Raw genomic sequence first — 22,125 nt, forward strand, 5'->3', positions numbered from 1 at the left:
CTAGATGATATGATGAGCGAAAATGAAAAACTTCCATATAGCAGAAGAGATTTCGTGAAAACGGCTGTTAAGAGTGCTGTTGTTACTTCTGTTGCCATGACTGGCTTTCCTACTATAGTTCCTGCTTCTGTGTTTGGTAAAAACGCGCCCAGCAATAAAATTAATATAGGCCAGATTGGCTGCGGTAGAATTGCCCGTACACATGACCTTGCCGAAACTTTTAAATATGATAAAGCCCGTATTGTGGCCATTGCAGATTTGGATGGCAACAGACTGAAAAGTGGAAAGCAGCTGGTAGAAGGCTGGTACACCAAAAAAACAGGCAATGCCAATTACATAGATATTAAAACTTATGATGATTATCATGACCTGCTGGCCAATAAAGATATTGATGCAGTGATGATCAGTACTCCCGATCATTGGCATGCCCAGCCAGCAATTGAGGCGGCACTTGCCGGTAAACACATTTATCTTCAAAAACCAACGTCGTTAACTATTGAAGAGGGTAGGATGATGAGTGATATGGTCAGGAAATCTGGAGTAACCTTTCAGTTAGGTAGTCAGCAGCGTTCAGTTAACCCATGGCCTCAATTTAAGCGAGCATGTGAACTGGTAAGAAATGGAAGGATAGGGAAACTTCAAAGTGTCCAAGTTGGTTTACCGTCAGATCCTGCGGGTGGGGTTGCTACAGAGATGCCAATTCCTGCGAATTTTAATTATGATATGTGGCTCGGCTCAACACCTTACATTTACTATACTCAGGATCGTGTGCATTCGCAAACAGATCCGGAATCGCGGGGTGGATGGTTAAGATTAGAACAGTTTGGCGCCGGAATGATTACCGGATGGGGCGTACATCATATTGATATTGCCCATTGGGGGATGAATACAGAACATACAGGTCCTATTGAAATTGAGGCGCGTGCGGAATTTCCTAAAAATGGTTTGTGGAATGTACATGGCGATTATGAGGTTCATGCCAAGTATGCAAATGGAGTAAACATGGTGATGAATAGTAAAAACCCTAATGGGGTGAGGTTTGAAGGCAGTAACGGTTGGATTTTTGTGTCAAGAGGAAACGTAGGTGTTACCAGTACAGATCCTGGATCGGGTGGTAAAGAGAATAAAGCATTTTATGCAAGCGATCCGGCTATCCTTACTTCTAAAATAGAGGCCAATGAAATTCACCTTTACGAAAGTCCTGAGCAACACGGCAATTGGCTGGATTGTATTGAAAGCGGAAAACCAACCATTAGCCCTGCAGAAGTAGCACATCGCTCTTGTAGTGCATGTTTGGTGGCCCATGCTGCAATGAGATCTCCAAAAAAGCTATATTGGGACCCTAAGAAAGAAGTTTTTAAAGATAATGCAGAAGCCAATAAATTATTATCGAGGCCACAGCGTTACCCTTATGGTACCAATTATATTCTCGATAAAAAGAGTTAAATTATGAAAAATAAACTAATAATGATCCCTTTAATTGTACTGGCAGGATGCAGTCAGCCTAAGAAACAGGAAGATAATGCAGTAAAGCTGATCACCCTTGATCCGGGACATTTCCATGCTGCGTTAGTACAAAAATCGATGTATCGCGGCGTAGATTCTACTGTGCACGTGTATGCACCTAAGGGAACCGATGTGGGATTGCATTTGTCAAAAATTGAAGCCTACAATAAGCGTCCGGATAATCCAACCACTTGGGATGAAAAAGTTTATCTGGGTGATGATTATCTGGATAAAATGATTGCCGAAAAGAAAGGGAATGTTGTTGTATTGGCGGGTAACAACCAGAAGAAAACAAACTACATAAAAAGATCGGTTGAAGCCGGATTGAATGTGCTGGCTGATAAGCCAATGGCCATTGATGGGGCTAGTTTTGAAGTTTTGAAAGGTGCATTTAAAACGGCGGCAGATAAGCAGCTGTTGTTGTATGATATCATGACGGAGCGTTATGAGATCACGACCATGCTGCAAAGAGAGTTTTCCATGATACCCGAAGTTTTCGGTATGCTTGAAAAGGGAACGCCTGATCACCCTGCTGTTACCAAAGAAAGTGTTCATTATTTTTATAAGTATGTTTCCGGAAGTGTTCTGGTAAGGCCTGCATGGTTTATGGATGTGGCACAGGAAGGAGAGGGGATTGTTGATGTGACTACGCATTTGGTTGACCTGGTACAATGGGAATGTTTTCCGGATCAGACGCTCAATTACAAAACTGATGTTCAATTGGTATCAGCCAAAAGATCAAGTACAGATTTAACTTTAAGCCAGTTTAATGCCATCACCAGGTCAACAGCGTTTCCGGATTATCTAAAAAAAGATGTGGTTAATGATAGTGTACTTAAAGTGTTTTCAAACGGAGAAATCAATTATAAGCTCCGTGGTGTGCATGCTAAAGTTTCTGTAAAATGGAATTATAAGGCACCCGAAGGTACTGGTGATACGCACTATTCCATTATGCGTGGCACAAAGGCCAATCTGATTATAAAACAGGGAGCAGAGCAGAAATTTAAACCGGAACTATATATTGAACCTGTGAATCCAAAGGATGCCGCTTTTGAAGTAACTTTAAATGAGCAGCTTAAAAATTTACAGGGCAAGTTTCCAGGCATTTCGCTTACAAAAACCAAAACCGGATGGTGGGTTAATGTTCCCGATAAATACAAAGAAGGGCACGAGGCACATTTTGCCCGGGTAACCGAAAAGTTTTTGAGTTACCTTAAAAATAAGGACCTGCCTGCATGGGAAGTACCGAATATGATTGCAAAATATTACACAATTACTGCAGCATTGGATCTTGCCAGAAAGAAATAGTTATAATTCATTTTCTATCTTGCAATGTTAAATTGCAATTATGGATTATGTTTTAGGAATAGATATCGGTACGGGGAGTGTAAAAGCAGTTGCTGTAGATAACAAATGCAAATCATTTGGTGCTTTTCAGCAGCATTATTCCTTTACCTCGCCACAACCCGGTTATCATGAACAGAATCCGGAAGAAATCTGGAGTGCTTTTAAGAAAAGCATGGATGGATTGATTGCTGAAATTGGCAATATGCCAAAAGCAATATCCCTAAGCAGTGCCATGCACAGCCTGATACCGGTTGATGAAAATGGTAACGCACTGGCGCCAATGATAACCTGGGCCGATAACAGAAGTTCTGAAATTGCTAAAGGATTAAGACACTCTGAGATGGGCTTGTCCATCTATAAAGCAACAGGCACACCCCTGCACGCCATGTCGCCTTTATGCAAAATCATTTGGTTAAAGGAGAATAACCCGGATCTGTTTAGCCGAACACATAAGTTCATTTCTATAAAAGAATACATCTGGTACAAGCTTTTCAAAGAATTTAAGATAGATTACTCTATTGCTTCTTGTACAGGCTTATTTAGCATAGATGAGCTAGCCTGGCATACAGATTCCCTAAATATCACGGGGATAGATCGTAAAATGCTTTCTGAACCTGTACAAACTGATTACACTAAATTTCTTGATTCTGGTATTGCTGTTGTAATAGGCGCAAGTGATGGCTGTATGGCCAATCTGGGGAGCGGAGGGATTAAACCCGGCATTGCTGTGATGACCATAGGTACGAGCGGCGCGGTAAGAATAGCCAGCGATAAGCCTCTGCCCAATGAAAAGGCGATGACATTTAGTTATATCCTGGATAAGGATACGTTTATTTGTGGTGGCCCCATAAATAATGGTGGTATTGCCTTACAATGGTGGATAAAAAACAACATTAAACATGAATTGGGAGAGACCGATTATGAACAGCTTTTTGAAGAAATTGCCGGCATAAAGGCTGGAAGTAATGGGTTGCTGTTTTTACCTTACCTCACCGGAGATCGGGCACCGATATGGGATAGCGAAAGCTGCGGCGTATTCTTTGGCGTAAAGCTTGAACACGGAAAAGCCCATTTTTCCAGAGCTGTACTGGAGGGAATCTGCTATGCAATGTATAATGTGCTTGATGCCTTGCAGGAAAATGCAGAACCCATCAAACAGATCAATATCAGCGGAGGCATTGTGAAATCGGATATCTGGATGCAGATAATGGCAGATATTACCGGAAAGGATCTTGTAATTACCCAAACAGAAGATGCTTCGGCAGTTGGTGCTGCACTGTTGGCAATGAAAGCCCTTGGTTTGATTCATGATTATTCCCATTTGTTAAATAAAACGCCAAAAATGGTTAAACCAAACACCAATAATGGTGAGGTTTATTTGAGGAATTTTAGGATCTTTAAAACGCTTTATTCTGATTTAAAGAATACCATGCATGAATTTTATAAAATGAATCTTTAATGTTTGCAAGGAAAACCATAATTGCATTAATCTTCTTCCTGATTTCATTTGTTGGGTTAGCCCAACAGGACCAGATTCAGTTTTCGAGTATAAATCTCTCTGACGGGCTTTCTCATAACCAGGTAAATACAATTCTTAAAGACAGCAAGGGCTTTATATGGATTGGTACCCTTTCCGGATTAAACCGTTTTGATGGTCAGCAGATTAAAGTTTTTAAGCACGATCCAAGAGATAGTAAATCAATAAGTGACGATTTTATTGCCAATATTTTTGAACTCCCCGATAACAAGCTCTATCTGGAAACCAAGAATGGCGCAAATATCTATGATGCGGAAACCCAAAGTTTTATGAGGGATGTGAAACCTTACCTGAAGGAGTTAAACATTATTGCTAAAAAGATCATAGAAGTAATAAAAGATAATAAGGGCGGTTTTTGGTTCAACGCAGGCGACGAAGGTGTCTTTAAATATGATACCATCAGCAAAAAGAGCATTCATTTAAAACTGAATACCGGGAATGCGGCATCACTAGCTGGTTCTCCTGTTTCGGCATTACAGAAAGGGCCTAATGGAGACATTTGGATTATTCATACGGATAAGACCATTGAACTGCTCAATAGCTCTACTGGTAAAGTCCAAAAGCGTGTCTCGGTATTTAAACATGATGATCCTTTGGCTTTTCAAAACTTTAAACTGTTTGTTGATCATGCATCAGATCTATGGGTATATACCCTTAACAGCCAGAGGGGAGTAGATTTTTATGAAACCAAAACAGGGAAAGCCAGATTTATAGACAAGGCACCAAATGGTCTGAATAACAACCTGATCAGCAGTATCCTTCAGGACGATAAAGGATTGATTTGGATAGGAACGGATCATGGCGGTGTTAACCTGCTGGATAAAAGAAATTTTAGTGTCAGGTATCTTGTTAATAAAGAGGACGACGTTAAAAGTATTGGGCAGAATGCCATTTTAACCTTGTATAAGGATCATTCGGGTATAATATGGGTAGGCACATTTAAAAGGGGTGTTAGCTTTTATCATGAAAAGATCCTCAAATTCCCGCTCTATAAACATCAGAATGCAAATCCCCGTGGGCTTACCTATGACGATGTAAACCGTTTTGTAGAAGACGGATTGGGCAACATCTGGATTGGTACCAACGGAGGTGGACTATTTTATTTTAATAGAAAAACAGGTCAGTTCAAAAGGTACGTGCATGAGCCTGGGAACCCAAACAGTTTGAGTAACGACATCATTGTAAGCCTGTTTATAGATCGAGATAAAAAACTATGGGTAGGTACTTATTTTGGCGGATTAAGCTGCTTTGACGGCACAAAGTTTATTCATTATAAACACAATAGTCAGGATGTAAACAGCCTTACTGATGACCGCGTATGGGATATTCTTGAAGACCGGAAGGGAAATTTATGGATTGCTACCTTAGGCGGCGGACTGGATAAATTCGATAGAAACAAAGGCATATTTCTTCACAAGAAGGTAGGCGAAAAGAATGGTATCATTTCAAATTCGCTCTCCTGTTTAATAGAGGATAGTAAGGGCAGTATTTGGATCGGGACTTCAGAAGGAGTTGATGAAATGAAATCGGATGGCAGATTCATTCACTACAAAAATAAACCGGGCGATAAAAAATCATTGACCAATAATGTTGTGTATGGTATGATGGAGGACAGCTATGGTTTTATATGGATATCTACACGTGATGGTTTAAGCAGGTTAAATCCTGAATCCGGGCTGTTCCAGAATTTCGATAGCAAAGATGGACTCACTGAAATGACCACATTAAAAGTGGTCGAGGATAATGACAAAAATCTTTGGGTAAGCACGGCGAATGGTTTGTTCGAGATCATTGTTAAGGAGATAAATACAGGCAAATTCTCTTACACCTTTCGTAAATATGATGAACATGACGGTTTGCAGGGCAATGCGTTTAATGCTAATGCCGGGTATAAGACCAGATCGGGAGAGCTTTTATTTGGAGGGGCAAATGGCTTTAATCTTTTTAAACCGGGCGATATCAGAAATGACAATGCCAAACCTGTTATCGTTTTTACCGATCTGCAGATTTCTAACAGGAGTATTGGCATTGATGATCAGGTAAATGGAAGGGTTTTGTTAAAGAAGTCTATCATTTTTACAAAAGATTTAAAGCTGAACCATAGCCAGAATGGATTTGCACTTGAGTTTGCAGCACTGAACTTTTTTAATCCTCAAAAAATAAAATACCGGTATAAGCTGGAAGGATTTGACCAGCATTGGCAGGAACTTCAGGGGGATAACCGATTGGCAACCTATACCAATATTGATCCGGGCGATTATACCTTTAAAGTGATCTCTACTGATGCTTCTGGAAATTGGGTAAAGAATGAGACCAGTCTTAATATTACCATTATGCCTCCATTTTGGAGAACCACGCTAGCCTATATTATCTACGTTTTGCTAATTGGTGGTACGCTGTTTTTCATCCGGCATCGTGGTATTCAACGGATAAAGAAAGAGTTTTTAATAGAACAGGAGCGACAACAAGCCAAACGGATGCATGAACTGGATCTGCTTAAGATAAAATTTCTTACCAATGTAAGTCATGAATTCAGAACGCCCTTGTCGCTGATCATTACGCCATTAGAGAAACTGATTAAACAAGCTCAGGATTCGGAAAGACCGCAACTTCAGATGATTCAACGGAACGGACGCCGCTTGCTGAATCTGGTAAATCAATTGCTGGATTTTAGAAGAATGGAGGTTCATGAATTAAAACTGCACCCTAAAACGGGGGATATCATTTCTTTTATTCAGGAGCTGTCATTTTCTTTTAGCGATATAGCTGACAGAAAGAACATCAGTTTTAGTTTTCAAACCGATAGAAAGAGCCTGATTACCTTTTTTGATCATGATAAAATTGAAAGGATATTATTTAACCTGCTTTCAAATGCTTTTAAATTTACGCCCCAGGGTGGTAAGGTGAAAGTAAGTTTGCTCACTACCATTAGCGAGCAAAAACAAATTCAGCTAATCCTTAAAGTTTCTGATACCGGTATTGGTATTCCTGAGGACAACAAGGCAAGGATATTTGAAAGATTTTTTCAAAATGATGTTCCCGATTCCATTGTTAACCAGGGTAGTGGTATCGGCTTGTCGATTACCCGGGAATTTGTACGTCTGCATGGTGGGAAAATCATGGTTGAAAGCATTGTGAATGAAGGCACTGAGTTTACAGTTTATCTTGTTTTTCCTAAAACAGATGTAGAAACTTCTGTTCCAGAACCTAAGCTTGATCTGCTCATTACTGCCGGCGCAGAAGAAAGTGCGGTTAGTGATCCTAAGTTTGTAGGGAAAAGTAAAAAGCCCGTGCTCATGCTGGTAGAAGATAATGAGGATTTTAGGTTTTATTTAAAGGACAATTTAAAGGAATACTACCAGATAGCCGAGGCTGCCAATGGTAAAGAGGGCTGGCAAAAAATACTTTCTATACATCCTGACTTGATTGTTAGTGATGTGAGTATGCCTGAAATGAATGGCATTGATCTTTGCCGGAAAATTAAAGCAGATAAACGCACAGCCCATTTACCTGTGATATTACTTACCGCACTGACTACCGAAGACGAACAGTTGATAGGTCTGGAAACCGGTGCAAGTGATTACATGACCAAGCCCTTCAACTTTGAGATTCTTTTGTCTAAAATAAGGAACTTACTGCAGCAGCAGGCGCTTTCAAAAAAGACCTACCAAAAGCAGGTAGAGTTTAAACCGCTGGAAACAGAAATTGAATCTGTTGACGATAAGTTCATCAGACAGTTGTCTTTTCATATAGAAAAACATTTGTCAGACTCCGCTTATACTGTTGATCAGCTAAGCGCAGACATGAACATGAGTAGGGTAGGTTTGTACAAAAAAGTGCTTCCCTTAACAGGTAAATCACCTGTGGAATATATACGTTCTTACAGGTTGTTAAAATCTAAACCCTTGTTGCTGAAATCGCAAATGACCATTGCCGAGGTAGCCTATGAAGTTGGCTTCAGTAACCCTAAGCATTTCAGTAAATATTTTAAGCAGGAATTCAATATGCTGCCATCAGCGTACGCCTTAACAAAACCCGACCAAGAGCCTGTTTAATACTCATTTTGGCCGATTTGTTAACATATGAATACCTAATTGTTATCATTTGAATGCCCTGCCTTTTTTTGCTTGCATATACCTTTAGAAATAAATCAACCAAGTATAAACAGTATTTATTTCTATGCGAAAAATTAGGGTGAGCACCGTAATATTTATAGGTAGTATGTTCCTATATATAAATGTAAACGGGCAAGTAAAAGATGATGTGCAAACAACCTCAGGAATTGAAATTCCTATTCAGCATTCTGCCTCCGGAATTAAAAAAATAAGACTTCAACCAGTAGCCGATCAGATCATTCATGTAACTGCAATTGCAACAGACAAGTTTTCTGATGACAAAAGTTTAATGGCTGTTAAGCTTTCAGATGCCGCTGTTAAATTTACAACAACCAACTCAGCCGATCAGGTGACCTTAAGTACTTCATCGTTAAAAGTTGAAGTGTCTACTAAAACAGGTTTAATTACCTATCGTGATGCCAATGGTAAAGTATTGTTGGCCCAAACCAAAACCGAAGGGCTTTCACTTATACCTAAAGTATTTAATGGTGAACCTTCTTATCAGATTTCTCAGCTATTTGATGCGCAGGAAAATGAAGCATATTACGGTTTGGGGCAGCACCAGCAGGGGCTGGTGAATTATAACGGACGCAGGGTAGATCTTGTGCAGTACAATACAGAAATAGGCGTTCCCTTTTTTGTTTCTAATAAAGGTTATGGCCTGCTTTGGGATAATTACTCAATTACCCGTGCTGGCGACATAAGAGATTACCAGCCTTTAACTGCGTTGAAGTTATTTTCTAAAGAAGGAGATGAGGGATGGCTGACTGCTACCTACACTTCAAAAACCGAACCCGACAAGGTATTGCTTAAACAACCTATATCTGAACTATCTATAAACTGGTTAACTGATCAGCATAAATTTCCTTCGGGCATAAAAATGCAGGATGCCGTGGTGCATTATGAGGGAGCCGTGGGAAGCGAACTGGAAGGGTTGTATCAGCTTCAGTTAAAATATGCAGGCTATATTAAAGTTTGGTTTGACGATAAGCTTGTTGCCGATTTTTGGCGTCAGGCCTGGAATTCAGGATCGGCAATATTGGATCTGGAATTAAAAAAAGATAAGAAAACCAAAATCAAAATAGAATGGATACCCGATGGAGGAGAGTCATACCTGGGTTTAACCTGTTTGCCCCCTTTGCCAGAATCATTAAAAAATACCTTTGCGCTTAGTTCTGAATCTGGCGCCTCAATCAACTATTATTTTATTGGAGGTGCAGATGCCGATCAGGTAATTAGCGGGTACCGCACAGTAACCGGAAAAGCAGTATTAATGCCAAAATGGGCAATGGGTTTTTGGCAAAGCAGAGAACGCTATAAAACACAGGACGAAATTTTATCAACCGTAAAAGAATTCCGCGACAGAAAAATCCCACTTGATAATATTGTATTGGACTGGTCGTACTGGAAGGAGCCGGAATGGGGTAGTCAGCAGTTTGACCCTGCCCGTTTTGCTGATCCTGATGGGATGATCAAATCTCTTCACAAACAAAATGTGAACCTGATGATCTCTGTTTGGCCTAAGTTTAATAAGGGCTTCGATATCTATGATAAGTTAAACAAAGAAAATTTCCTTTATAAAAGAAATATAGCTGATGGCCGTGTAGACTGGATAGGCAAGGGATATTCGAACACATTCTACGATGCTTTTAACCCAAAAGCAAGAACTGCATTTTGGGAACTGATGAACAAAAGATTGTATAGCAAAGGTATAGATGCCTGGTGGATGGATGCTACAGAACCTGATATGCATTCGAATTTACCGGTAGAGATTAGAAAAGACCTGATGAATCCAACATATGAAGGATCGTCGACAACTTATTTCAATGCATTTCCATTGGTCAATGCCAAAGGTGTTTACGAAGGACAACGTAAAGTAAATAACGAAAATAGGGTGTTTATTCTAACACGGTCGGCATATGCAGGCTTGCAAAGATATGCTGCTGCGGCATGGAGTGGAGATATCGCTTCAAGATGGGAAGACATGAAAGCCCAGATCGGTGCGGGGGTAAACTTTTCGCTTTCGGGTATGCCTTATTGGACCATGGATATTGGTGGTTTTTCTGTTGAAAAGCGTTATGAGAAACCTAATAAAGAAGACCTGGAAGAGTGGAGGGAACTAAATGCCAGATGGTATCAGTTTGGGGCTTTTGTTCCTTTGTTTAGGGTACACGGGCAGTTTCCTTTCAGAGAGATTTATAACATCGCGCCAGAGGGTCATCCTGCTTATAAAAGCATGCTGTACTACAATAAATTGCGATACAGACTGATGCCTTATATCTATTCAATTGCCGGCAATACCTATCATCACGATTATACCATGATGCGTGGTTTAATGATGGACTTCCCTCAGGACCTCAAAGCTTCTAACTTGTCAGATGCCTTCCTTTTCGGTCCTTCACTGTTGATTAATCCTGTTTATAAATACAAGGACAGGAACAGAGAAGTATACCTGCCATCAGGACAAGGATGGTATGATTTATATACGGGCAAGTATTTTAACGGCGGACAAACCATTAAAGCTGATGCGCCATATGAAAAGATGCCTGTGTATGTAAAAGAAGGATCTATTGTTCCTACAGGCCCGGAATTACAATATACGTCAGAAAAACCTGCTGATCCGATAACACTGTTTGTGTACACTGGTAAAAATGCTTCATTCTCTCTTTACGAGGATGAGGGTACCAATTACAACTATGAGAAAGGTGCTTTTGCTACCATAGATTTCAATTACGACGAAAAAACTAAAACGCTTACAGTAGGTAGTCGCAAAGGAAGTTTTAAGGGAATGCTGGAAAATAGAACCTTTAAGGTCGTGATCATTACTCCCAAATCAGCCAGGACATTAGACTTTAACCAAAAAGCGAGTCACAGTCTTACTTACAATGGTAAGGCTACTACAATAAAGCTCTAACCAAAATTAAACCAATATAAAATGAATCAATTATTTACTAAATCTTTATGAACGGCATGAAAAAGTATTCTATGATTAAAAGAGAACATATTTTTCTGCTGATGTTTCTTTCACTGCTTGTTTTTAGCGAATCTTTATTTGCACAGCAGCGTCAGATCAGTGGAAAAGTAACTGCAGCGGATGGGCTCCCTATACCGGGTGCAGTAGTAAAAGTAAAAGGAAAAACTGGCGGAACAGGGACGAATAACGAAGGTGCATACACCATTAACGCGCAAACCGGAGATATACTACAGATTACCTCAATTGGTTTTGTGGCCAAGGAGGTAACCGTAGGGCAAAGTAACACTGTGAATGTCAGCTTAGCTGAAGATAACCAGGCCCTGAGCGAAGTAGTGGTGGTGGGTTACGGTGTTCAGCAAAAGAAGCTGGTAACCGGTGCCACAGTTCAGGTTAAAGGAGAAACCCTGCAAAGGCAAAGTACGACTAATGCCTTGCAGGGCTTGCAAGGACAAACTCCGGGGGTACAAATTGCCTCTACTTCCGGTCAGCCGGGCGAAAGTATTAAAGTTACCATAAGGGGCTTAGGTACCATTGGTAATTCAGGACCACTTTATGTTGTAGATGGTGTGCTCACGGGCGATATCACCTATTTAAACTCGTCTGATATTGAATCAATTGACGTTTTAAAGGATGCGGCATCTGCGGCTATTTATGGTTCACAGGCAGCCAATGGTGTTGTGCTGGTTACCACAAGACAAGGTAAACGCGGACAGGCAGGACAAATTACTTTTGATGCTTATGCGGGAGTGCAAAATGTAGCAAAAAAGGTGGATTTGCTTAATGCTTCAGAGTACGCAGCTATGATGAGCGAGGCTGCTATCAATGGTGGCAAACAACCACTGTTTACCAACGATGAAATAAAAGCCTTTGGTGAAGGTACAAACTGGATGGACCAGATGTTTGTAGACAATGCGCTTACCCAAAATTATGCGCTTGGAGCGTCCGGAGCATCTGATGCTTCGGTTTATTCATTGGGTTTATCTTATACAGGTCAGGAAGGTGTTGTTGGTGGTAAAAGTTTATCCAATTATCAACGCTATAGTTTCCGAATCAATTCTGAACATAATTTCTATAAAGAGATCATCAAACTGGGTCAGCATTTTACCTATACCGATATTAAAAATAATGGAATAGGTGTGGGCAATCAGTATAACAACTCACTACGTGGAGCTTTTAATACCAGTCCGTTTGTGCCGGTATATGATGAGAATGGAAATTTCTTTGACAACAGCCAATCTACCTGGAATAATGGTGAAGCGAACCCTTACGCCCTGATGGTTTATAACAACCAAAACAGAAGGAACAGTCAGCGTATACTTGGGGATATTTACATGGTAATAGAGCCAATTAAGAACCTGAAATTCAAAACCAGCTTGGGGATGGATTACAATGCAGGCGAAAGTCGCTCATTTACACCAATCTACAATCTTTCGGCATATGCCTATAGTATTAATACTAAGGCAAGCCAATCTATGAATAAAGGTAAATCACTGATTTGGGATAATTTATTGAGCTATAAATTCACCTTAAATAATGATCATACTTTCGAGGCTATGGTGGGTAGTTCTGCATACCGTGCTGATGGTTCCAGTATTTTTGGAACCAATACCAATTTAATATTTGATGATCTGGAACATGCCTGGTTAAGCAATGCCACTGGTAAGAACATTGCCGGCATTACCATCGGCGGCAGGCCGGATGATGCCGATCGCAGGTTGTCTTATTTCGGTAGGTTAAACTATAACTACAAAGAGAAATACCTGTTAAACGCTACTTTCAGGGCAGATGGTTCTTCGAGATTTGCATCGCAAAATCGCTGGGGATATTTTCCTTCTGTTTCTGCAGGTTGGGTAGTAACCAACGAGAGTTTTATGGAAAGTCAAAAAGACTGGTTGGATTTTCTAAAACTGCGTGCCAGCTGGGGACAAGTTGGAAATCAGAGTATAGCTGCTTTCCAATACCTTGCACCAATTCAATTATCTAACACCAATTATATTTTTGGGCCTGATGAGGGCGTACTTACTCCAGGTGCTTATCCAAGCAGAATTAGTAACCCGGAACTTAAATGGGAAACTTCAGAACAGACCAATATTGGGTTCGACGCTAACTTCTTAAAAGGGAAGTTTACTTTGAATTTTGATTGGTACAACAAAACCACTAAAGACTGGCTTATATCGGCACCAATCCTTGCTACAGCAGGAGCCGACGCGCCATTTATTAATGGTGGTAACGTACAAAATAAAGGTATTGAGTTGGCCCTTACTTTCAGAAACAATGTTGGTGATTTTAACTACTCTGTTGGCGTAAATGGCGCTTACAATAAAAACAAAGTAGGTAATATACCTACCGCCGATGGTATAGTTCATGGTTTAAGCAACCAGTTATTCGACAATGCGCTCGAGTTTTATCGTGCACAAAGTGGATTCCCGATAGGTTATTTCTGGGGATTAAAAACTGCAGGTATATTCCAGAATGAAGCCGAAGTACAAAGTTACAGATCCGCCGGCGGCAAGGTAATACAACCTACTGCTGCTCCTGGAGATGTAAAATATGTTGATGTAAACGGAGACGGTATAATAGATAATCTGGATAGGGGTATGATTGGAAATCCCAACCCGGATTATACATTTGGTATCACACTTTCTGGTGATTATAAAGGCTTCGACTTTTCTATTGTAGCCTCCGGAGTTGCGGGGAACGATATTGTTCAATCGTACAGAAATCAGTCGAATCAGTACGGAAATTATACAACAAGAATTTTGGACAGATGGCATGGAGAGGGATCATCCAACACGATCCCACGGGTTACAGAAGACAACAGGAATTGGACAAACTTTTCTGATCTGTACATTCAAAAAGGTGATTATTTAAGAATCAGTAACATCACGCTTGGATATGATCTTGGAAAGGTATTTAAAAAGAGTTATCTGAAACAAGTAAGGTTATATGCTGCGGCATTAAACGTTTACACCTTTACCAAATATGATGGCATGGATCCTGAAATAGGCTATGGCTCAGAGGGATTTGCATCGGGTATCGACGTGGGCTACTATCCAAGACCAAGAACGTTCATGATAGGGGCTAATCTTAAGTTTTAACTACAAGATCATAAAAATATGAAAGCTATAAAAATATATGCTGTTGCACTTGGCCTTTTATCTTTAGGGGCTTGCAAAAAAAGTTTTCTGGATACTGAGCCAATTACATCGGTAACAGACGAGAATTTCTATAAAACACCAAAAGATGCATTTACTGCATTAGTGGGTTGCTACGATGGGTTACAGATTGTTTGGTCTGAAGGTGTTGCCTTGCCTGTTGCGGCCGAGGTAATGTCTGATAATACTTTTGGTGGTGCCGGAAATTCTGATGGTTTTGGTTATCAGATGATTGATGAATTTGATAAAGCACGTTCACCGTCAGACCAAAACTTATATGAACGAAACTGGACTTTGTATTACAAGGCCTTGTATCGTTGCAATATGTTGATCAGTAAAATGGATCAGATCCAATGGGGTAGTGATGCACAATTGAGAAAAACATACGAATCGGAAGCGCGCTTTCTGCGCGCCTACTTGCTATTTGATATGGTTAGACTTTGGGGTAATATCCCTTTGTTAACTGCACCATCTGCAGAGAACATCCCTCAGAGTGCTCCCGATGAAGTTTACAAAGTAATTGCTGCTGATCTAAAATTTGCTACTGAAAATATGCCTGAAGTTGCTTATCCGGCACAGGCTGCTGCAAATCATGGCAGGGTTACCAAATATGCTGCCGAAGCATTGTTAGGTAGAGTATTCTTGTTCTACACAGGTTATTATTCAAAAGGAGATCTGGTTGGCCTGGTATCAAAGGCTGAAGCGTTGGCTTATTTAGAAGATGTAATTACCAAAGGTGGTTATGGTTTGATTGAAGATTTTGCAAACCTATGGCCAGCCGCGTCGCAAGCATCATTCGCCGGAGAAGATAATAAAGAAACCATTTTTGCCATAAAATATACTTATACAAGTGATTATGATGGCAACACCGATGGTAACCATTGGATGGTAATGACAGGTATACGTGAGCAATCCTTTTTTCCGTACGGAAATGGATGGGGGGCTGAAACGGTAAATCCAAAGTTATGGAACGCCTATCTTCCTTCTGATACCAGAAGAGTAGGATCTATCATTTCTATTGTGGACGAGAAACTAGCCTTTACCAATCAAAGTAAACAAAGAGAGTATACCGGATACTATGCAAAAAAATATAGTCCGATGATTGGTGAAGATGGTAAGCCTTTACCTGAAGCAAATGGCAATACCAGCTTCCAGATCGGTCAGTTCCAGGATTATGTATCCATCCGTTATGCTGATGTATTATTGATGGCGGCAGAACTTGGAAGCGGAAATGCCCAAACTTATTTTAATGCGGTGAGACAACGTGCATATCAGGATGCCTTTACACCATTAGCGATAAGTCCGGATAATATCATTAAGGAACGCCGACTTGAATTTGCTTTTGAGGGCATACGCTATTATGATTTATTGCGTCAGGGAATTGATAAAGCAGCTCAGGAAATTGCAGAAACAACAACGGTATTAAATGGCGGCAAAAGTACAGAGAAGAAAATATCTGCCGCGAATATCATCGCTACAAAAGGATTGCAGCAAATTCCATATACGCAGATCAATCTTTCCAATGGAACTTTAAAGCAAAATGCAGGCTGGTAACAGATCATCTATTTTAATCATTAAAAAAATGAAACTATATATAAAAATACTTGCAATGCTGATGCTGCCTTTGCTGTTCAGCGCATGCAAAAAAGATGAGCACAGCATCGGTAAGGTGCTCGATAAATCAGAAATTCAATACGCTGTTACCCAGGACATGCAGGCCGATGCCGGTGGAAATACGGTAATCCTGAAAAACCTTACACCAGGTACTTTGTCGATGTGGGATTATGGAACAGGAACTTCTACAAGGATGACAGACACGGTTAAGTTTGCCTTTGCGGGAGAATATGTGATTAAATTTTCTGTAGGTAGCGGAGGAGCAGTAGTGAAGCTGGATTCTGTAGTGGTAAAAGTAACACAAGACAATTTGAACTATGTTAACGACCCGCTTTGGGCAGCACTTTCTGGTGGTGTAGGCAACGAAAAAGAATGGATACTGGATACTGAAGGTATTTATTTTGGAGGTCCTTTGTCATTTTACGGCGTCAATAATGGGTGGCTTAAAGAGGGTGGCGAATGGGCATCTGGTGCCTTTGCTACAGGATGTTATGGGGGGGATTGCTGGACCTGGGGTCCGGGGCCTGCCGACATTTATCCAAATATGATGACCAAAGGTGATTATGGAGTAATGACGTTTGGATTAAAAGGAACTGCTGCTTTTAAGGCCGTTAAACCTATGGAAAATGGAATTACACAGAATGGAACGTACTATTTAAACGTGAGTTCGAAAACGTTGACCATCAATTCTGCTTCAATTCTTAGAGGGTACAAACCGGCTAAGAATGGACTTACAGGAATCAGTAACTGGACTACCTATAAGATTTTATCGCTTGATGAAAATACCCTTCAACTGGGTGTGATTAGGGACAAGGATGTTGATGGAGAGGGGCAGGCAATGATTACCTATAACTTTATATCAAAGAAATTTGCTTCAGAATATGTACCTCCGGTAACTGGTCCGGATGAAGGGTTTGATCCAACTTTTAAAGCCGGCGAGTTGCTTAATATGCTTACAGGAACGGCTTCTGGCAGGTTATGGAAATTGGATGCGGCAGGCAATCCGATAGATTGGATTGGAAAAGGAAAAGGCTGGACTAAATCGCACGCTGACTCAAGAGATTGGGGATGGAATAATTCATGGGATGCGGTAGCTGCTGATTCCTGGATCTTATTTAACAAAGTAGGTGGTCAGAAATATACAAGAAACCAAAGCGGAACGGTTACTACAGGCACGTTTACGATTAATGAAGCAACAAATGAGGTAACACTTAACGGGGATCTGCTGATCCAGAACCCAGGGAATTGGATGAGTCCGGCAAAACATACCTTCAAAGTGGTGAAAGCCTTTCCAGGTAAGGTTGAAAGTAAAGGCATTTGGTTTGGTGTAGACTATAATGCTGAAAAGGATGAATGGTTTTCATTCCATTATATCCTTTAATTAAATCCGCTCAGGCTTCATTTTGATTCAGGTGAAGCCTGAGGATTTTATTAACGTTATTTTTCTTATCTTGGAGGTAAAAATCAATTTTATGAAAAAGTTATTTGTATTAACATTAATTGCTGGTTTGTTTACCACGCTGACTAGCTCTGCCCAGGATGACAAGTCCAAAAGAGTTAGCCCACCAGCAACAGCAAAAGAAACTCTTGCATCTGGAGCTGCTGTAACCATTGATTACAGTCAGCCATCAGTTAAAGGTCGTAAAATAGGAGCCGATATTGCACCTTATGGAAAAGTATGGCGTACGGGAGCAAATGAGGCTACTGTATTTGAAACGAGTAAAGATGTAAAAGTAGATGGTAAAGCCCTTGCCGCAGGTAAATATGGTTTGTATACCATTCCCGGAGAAAAAGAATGGACTATTATCTTTAACAAAACCTGGAAACAATGGGGTACTGATTACAAAGAGGCAGATGATGCACTTCGTGTAGCTGTAAAACCTGGTAAAGCTGCTTCTGCAACTGAAAAAATGACTTTTAAGATTGAAAAATCAGGAAAAGTTAGCCTTTTATGGGGTGATGTTGTTGTGCCGTTTACTGTTAAATAGTAAGTAAAATGATTTAAGTTATAGCGGGTATCATCCATATGGATGATACCCGCTGTTTTTATGTACTAATAAACCGGAATGTCTTTTCCACCACTTGCTGTAAATGCTCAGGTAAGCTTGCCGATATATATGGATGCGATGCTCCATAAACATGATTAGCCCCCTCGATCTTCAGTATTCTTGCTTTAAGCTGTTTTTGTGCCAGCTCTTGCGCAACACTAAACTTCACATTTACATCATCATCGCCATGCAAAATTAACCATGGGATGTCTATATTTCTTGCGGCACTCAAAATGTTTAATTCTTCTTTGTGCTTATTAAAGTCTTCTAATAATGTGCTGTTTAATGGCATTTTTTCTTTAGTTCGTGCATTTTCTACATAGATTTTGCCTGTTTTAATCCATTCTTCTTCTTGTTCTTTTTTCCAAAGGCTCGAGAAATCTGAAATAGACGACCAGGTAATCAATTTGTCAATCCTTTCATCGTTAGCCGCTTTTATAATGGATAGTCCGCCACCCCGACTATGTCCGATCAGGTAGATAGGTGAAGATGGGTAGGTGCTGGAAACATAGTTAACCACTTGGTCAATATCAAAAAGTTCCTTGCTAAATGTGTTATCAGCAAAGGCTTCCATATCGGTTACATCATTAAAATTTTGGTCTGTTACTCCGCCATGACTAAGGTTAAACTTCACATAACGGTAGCCATTTTTAGCAAACCATTCTGCAATTAGGTTATGAGCACCCCAATCTTTGAAGCCTTTAAAGCCATGAACAAATATTATGGTGTCAATGTTTGTGTTTTTATCGTCATATGTAGTGTCGCCAAATATGTTTTTTTCATCCGCTCCTTTTATTGTAAATTGCTCCTTTTGTATCATATATGTCTGCATTTATGGTGTTTAGCCAATATAACAATTTTTATATCGGGATGTTTAAATGAATCTATTTATTTAAAATCTTTCTAAATAACTCTTAATTACAGCATAATGACAGTGGAACAAGGGCGTCTTATTACTTTTGTTTCGCTAAAAATAAACAGGATAATAGATTTTGGAATATTTAAAGATCATTGCTTTTACGCATAAACAGATTGACCTCAAATCTTTAGGTAAATTGGTGATATGTGAGCAGACGCTAGACGACAGATTGAGAAACATTCAATCTGAGTTAGGAGTTAAAGAAATATTCTACGTAGGAACGTGCAATCGTGTTGAATTTGTATTCACCTCCTCAGAAAAAGTCGACAGAGATTTTATCAGTCATTTTCTTACTGTGTTAGATATGGGGCTGCCCGATCAATACATGGATAAGTTCATAGAAAATGTTTCTGTTTATGAAGAAGCAGAGGCGTTTAATCACTTACTTCGTACATCCTGTTCCTTAGAAAGTCTGGTTGTAGGAGAGAAAGAAATTCTTGCCCAGATCCGGAAGGCATATGAAGCTTGCAGGGTGGCAGGATTTACGGGCGATTATATGCGGATGATCATGAACCGTGTGGTAAAAACAGCCAAAGAGGTTTACACACATACCAATATCTCCAAAAACCCCGTCTCCATTGTTTCTCTCGCCTATCGCAAACTTCGTGATCTAAAAATGTGTGGCAATGTAAAATTGCTCATCATCGGAGCTGGAGAAACCAACAAAAATATCGCTCAATACCTTAAAAAACATAAATACTCTAACTTTTCTGTATTCAATAGAACTTTAGAACATGCAGAAGCGCTGGCCAAAGATTTAAACGGCACTGCATATCCACTTTCGGAACTAGAAAATTACGATCAGGGATTTGATGTAATTATTACCTGTACCGGCGCTACAGAACCTATTATTACTGAAGCCATCTACAAAAAATTATTAAATGGTGATACCGGTAAAAAAGTAATTGTAGATCTTGCCATCCCTAACGACACTGCTTCTGAAGTAGTGAAAAACTTCCCGATACATTTCATAGAGGTAGAATCTTTAAAAGAAGTTGCCCGCAAAAATATACAAGAACGCTATGATGAGCTGGTTAACGCAGAGCACATCATCGAAGAGAACATCAAAGATTTTGAATTGGTATTACGCCAGCGTGAAATTGAGATAGCCATGAGTGGCGTTCCTCAGAAAATCAAGGAAATTAAGCATACTGCTATCAATGGTATCTTTGCCGAAGAGATCAATAACCTGGACGAAAACTCCAGATTGGTGCTGGAACGTGTGATGGATTATATGGAAAAAAAGTACATCAGCGTACCAATGGTAATGGCAAAAGAGATATTGGTAAAGAATAGCTAAATTTGCCAAAAAATTAGCATCAACGTGAAAAGACTTACTATCGGTACAAGAGGCAGCGACCTGGCTTTATGGCAAGCCAACTTCATTAAAGATAAACTTGCGGGAATTGGCGTTGAGGCAGATTTGAAAATCATCAAAACGCAGGGCGACAAGATTCTAAACCTAAGGTTAGATAAACTGGAAGGTAAAGGGTTCTTTACTAAAGAGCTTGAAGAAGAGCTTTTAGGTGGAACCATCGATATAGCGGTACACTCTCATAAAGATTTACCTACGGTACACCCGGCTGGGTTAACCATTGCAGCGGTTACAGAACGCGAAGATCCGGCAGAGCTTCTTTTAATTTTAAAAGACTGTGTAGATTTTACTCAAAAATTATCGCTTAAAACAGGCGCAATGGTGGGTACATCGTCTAACAGACGTAAAGCTCAGATATTAGCATTACGCCCTGATTTAAATATTGAAGATTTAAGAGGGAACGTGCCTACCAGAATCCAAAAATTAAGAGATGAAGATTACGACGCAATTCTGCTGGCTAAAGCCGGTGTGAACCGTTTAAAGATTGATCTTTCTGAGTTCCATGTAGAAGTAGTAGATACTACTGAACTGGTTCCCGCTCCCGCCCAAGGCGCTTTGGCAATTCAGATTAGAGAAAACGACACTGAACTATTCGAACTACTTCAAAAAATACACGATCCGGAAACCGCAGAGGAAATTGCAATTGAACGAAAAGTATTAAACCTGTTTGAAGGTGGCTGTCACATGCCATTAGGCTGTTACTGCAAAAAAGAAGATGGCTTATATGAGGTTTGGACTTCTAAAGCAGAAACCGATGAGGATTTCCCTGATCGGTTGTTCTATAGAGTAGAAAGCCTTGATGGTTTAGCTGAAAAGATTGTAAGCAGATTTGCTCCAGATAGGAAATTCCCATCAAGAGTGTTTATTTCCAGAGAAGTTGGGGAGCATAACTATTTTAGAAAAGCTTTAGCAAAACATCATATAGAAATTGAGGCGAGATCACTGATCCGTACTTTTCCTATTGTAACCGTATTGGATCAATATCATTTCAGACACGTAGACTGGATCTTTTTTAGCAGCAGAAATGCGGTAGATTATTTCTTTAATCTAAAACCTGTATTGCCTAAGCACGTTAAATTTGGTGTTGCCGGCAGAGGCTCTGAAGATTCATTAAGAAGAGCTGGTCATCTGGCTGATTACGAAGGCGAAGGTGGTGATATTGAGGAAGTGGCTGAACTTTTTGCTAAAGAAGTTACCGGAAAAACGGTATTGTTCCCAAGAGCACAAGATTCTTTATTAACCATTCAAAAAGCTTTAACAGCAGATACAAAAGTAATTGATTTACCTATTTACGAGACTGTATTTGAAGACGATATAGACCAGACTTATGCTGATGTGCTGATTTTTACCAGTCCATCTAATGTTGACGCCTATTTTGTAGAGAACTTATTAGATCCCGGGCAACAGATTGTTGCGATTGGTAACTCAACAGCGAAAAAATTTGATGAGATGGGTATAAAATATACCCTGCCTTATTCGCCAGATGAGATCGGATTGGCTGAGGCTGTGTTTGGAATAGAAATAAAATAAAGAAA

At 40.0% G+C, this 22,125-nt stretch carries 12 protein-coding genes; 11 read left to right on the forward strand and 1 reads right to left on the reverse strand.

Annotation, left to right across the window (positions count from 1 at the left end; translation table 11 throughout):
• Positions 1 to 9: 9 nt before the first annotated feature.
• From AC6CH7_RS01030 to AC6CH7_RS01070, 9 genes are all read left to right on the forward strand, one after another.
• Positions 10 to 1,446, forward strand: coding sequence for a Gfo/Idh/MocA family protein (locus tag AC6CH7_RS01030; RefSeq protein WP_498260903.1), 1,437 nt, complete (start codon positions 10 to 12; stop codon positions 1,444 to 1,446).
• A gap of 3 nt (positions 1,447 to 1,449) precedes the next feature.
• Positions 1,450 to 2,814 carry a putative oxidoreductase C-terminal domain-containing protein gene (locus AC6CH7_RS01035; protein ID WP_498260904.1) on the forward strand — a complete coding sequence of 455 codons (1,365 nt, stop codon included), beginning with the start codon at positions 1,450 to 1,452 and terminating at the stop codon, positions 2,812 to 2,814.
• A gap of 40 nt (positions 2,815 to 2,854) precedes the next feature.
• Positions 2,855 to 4,312, forward strand: a complete 1,458-nt coding sequence (locus AC6CH7_RS01040; protein WP_498260905.1) for a gluconokinase — start codon at positions 2,855 to 2,857, stop codon at positions 4,310 to 4,312.
• Positions 4,312 to 8,445: a hybrid sensor histidine kinase/response regulator transcription factor gene (locus AC6CH7_RS01045; protein ID WP_498260906.1), complete on the forward strand. Its 4,134-nt coding sequence runs from the start codon at positions 4,312 to 4,314 to the stop codon at positions 8,443 to 8,445. Before AC6CH7_RS01040 ends, AC6CH7_RS01045 begins: the two co-directional genes overlap by 1 nt.
• 124 nt (positions 8,446 to 8,569) lie before the next feature.
• Complete coding sequence (locus AC6CH7_RS01050; protein WP_498260907.1) at positions 8,570 to 11,419, forward strand: glycoside hydrolase family 31 protein; 2,850 nt, start codon at positions 8,570 to 8,572, stop codon at positions 11,417 to 11,419.
• A gap of 56 nt (positions 11,420 to 11,475) precedes the next feature.
• The gene (locus AC6CH7_RS01055) at positions 11,476 to 14,577 is read left to right on the forward strand and encodes a SusC/RagA family TonB-linked outer membrane protein (protein WP_498260908.1); all 3,102 of its coding nucleotides are present in this window, start codon (positions 11,476 to 11,478) and stop codon (positions 14,575 to 14,577) included.
• Positions 14,578 to 14,595: 18 nt separating this feature from the next.
• A complete protein-coding gene (locus AC6CH7_RS01060) occupies positions 14,596 to 16,188 on the forward strand; it encodes a RagB/SusD family nutrient uptake outer membrane protein (RefSeq protein ID WP_498260909.1) in 1,593 nt (530 codons plus the stop codon).
• A gap of 28 nt (positions 16,189 to 16,216) precedes the next feature.
• Entirely contained in the window at positions 16,217 to 17,629 is a 1,413-nt protein-coding gene (locus AC6CH7_RS01065) for a hypothetical protein (protein ID WP_498260910.1), read from the forward strand.
• Positions 17,630 to 17,720: 91 nt separating this feature from the next.
• Positions 17,721 to 18,236: a DUF2911 domain-containing protein gene (locus AC6CH7_RS01070; protein ID WP_498260911.1), complete on the forward strand. Its 516-nt coding sequence runs from the start codon at positions 17,721 to 17,723 to the stop codon at positions 18,234 to 18,236.
• Positions 18,237 to 18,294: 58 nt separating this feature from the next.
• Here AC6CH7_RS01070 and AC6CH7_RS01075 read toward each other — a convergent pair whose 3' ends face one another.
• A complete protein-coding gene (locus tag AC6CH7_RS01075) occupies positions 18,295 to 19,128 on the reverse strand; it encodes an alpha/beta hydrolase family protein (protein ID WP_498260912.1) in 834 nt (277 codons plus the stop codon).
• Positions 19,129 to 19,288: 160 nt separating this feature from the next.
• On the opposite strand from AC6CH7_RS01075, the gene hemA reads away from it, so the two are divergent.
• A complete protein-coding gene (hemA, locus tag AC6CH7_RS01080) occupies positions 19,289 to 20,515 on the forward strand; it encodes a glutamyl-tRNA reductase (protein ID WP_498260913.1) in 1,227 nt (408 codons plus the stop codon).
• A 24-nt stretch (positions 20,516 to 20,539) separates the two neighbouring features.
• Positions 20,540 to 22,120, forward strand: a complete 1,581-nt coding sequence (gene hemC / locus AC6CH7_RS01085; RefSeq protein ID WP_498260914.1) for a hydroxymethylbilane synthase — start codon at positions 20,540 to 20,542, stop codon at positions 22,118 to 22,120.
• Positions 22,121 to 22,125: the final 5 nt, after the last annotated feature.

This window comes from Pedobacter sp. GQ55 (assembly GCF_059758925.1).

Bases quoted from the DNA above. Each gene is read 5' to 3' on its own strand.
- AC6CH7_RS01030 (WP_498260903.1), top strand. From the start codon at position 10: ATGATGAGCGAAAATGAAAAACTTCCATATAGCAGAAGAGATTTCGTG.
- AC6CH7_RS01050 (WP_498260907.1), top strand. From the start codon at position 8,570: ATGCGAAAAATTAGGGTGAGCACCGTAATATTTATAGGTAGTATGTTC.
- AC6CH7_RS01060 (WP_498260909.1), top strand. From the start codon at position 14,596: ATGAAAGCTATAAAAATATATGCTGTTGCACTTGGCCTTTTATCTTTA.
- AC6CH7_RS01075 (WP_498260912.1), bottom strand. From the start codon at position 19,128: ATGCAGACATATATGATACAAAAGGAGCAATTTACAATAAAAGGAGCG.
- AC6CH7_RS01055 (WP_498260908.1), top strand. From the start codon at position 11,476: ATGAAAAAGTATTCTATGATTAAAAGAGAACATATTTTTCTGCTGATG.
- AC6CH7_RS01040 (WP_498260905.1), top strand. From the start codon at position 2,855: ATGGATTATGTTTTAGGAATAGATATCGGTACGGGGAGTGTAAAAGCA.
- AC6CH7_RS01045 (WP_498260906.1), top strand. From the start codon at position 4,312: ATGTTTGCAAGGAAAACCATAATTGCATTAATCTTCTTCCTGATTTCA.
- AC6CH7_RS01065 (WP_498260910.1), top strand. From the start codon at position 16,217: ATGAAACTATATATAAAAATACTTGCAATGCTGATGCTGCCTTTGCTG.
- AC6CH7_RS01035 (WP_498260904.1), top strand. From the start codon at position 1,450: ATGAAAAATAAACTAATAATGATCCCTTTAATTGTACTGGCAGGATGC.
- AC6CH7_RS01070 (WP_498260911.1), top strand. From the start codon at position 17,721: ATGAAAAAGTTATTTGTATTAACATTAATTGCTGGTTTGTTTACCACG.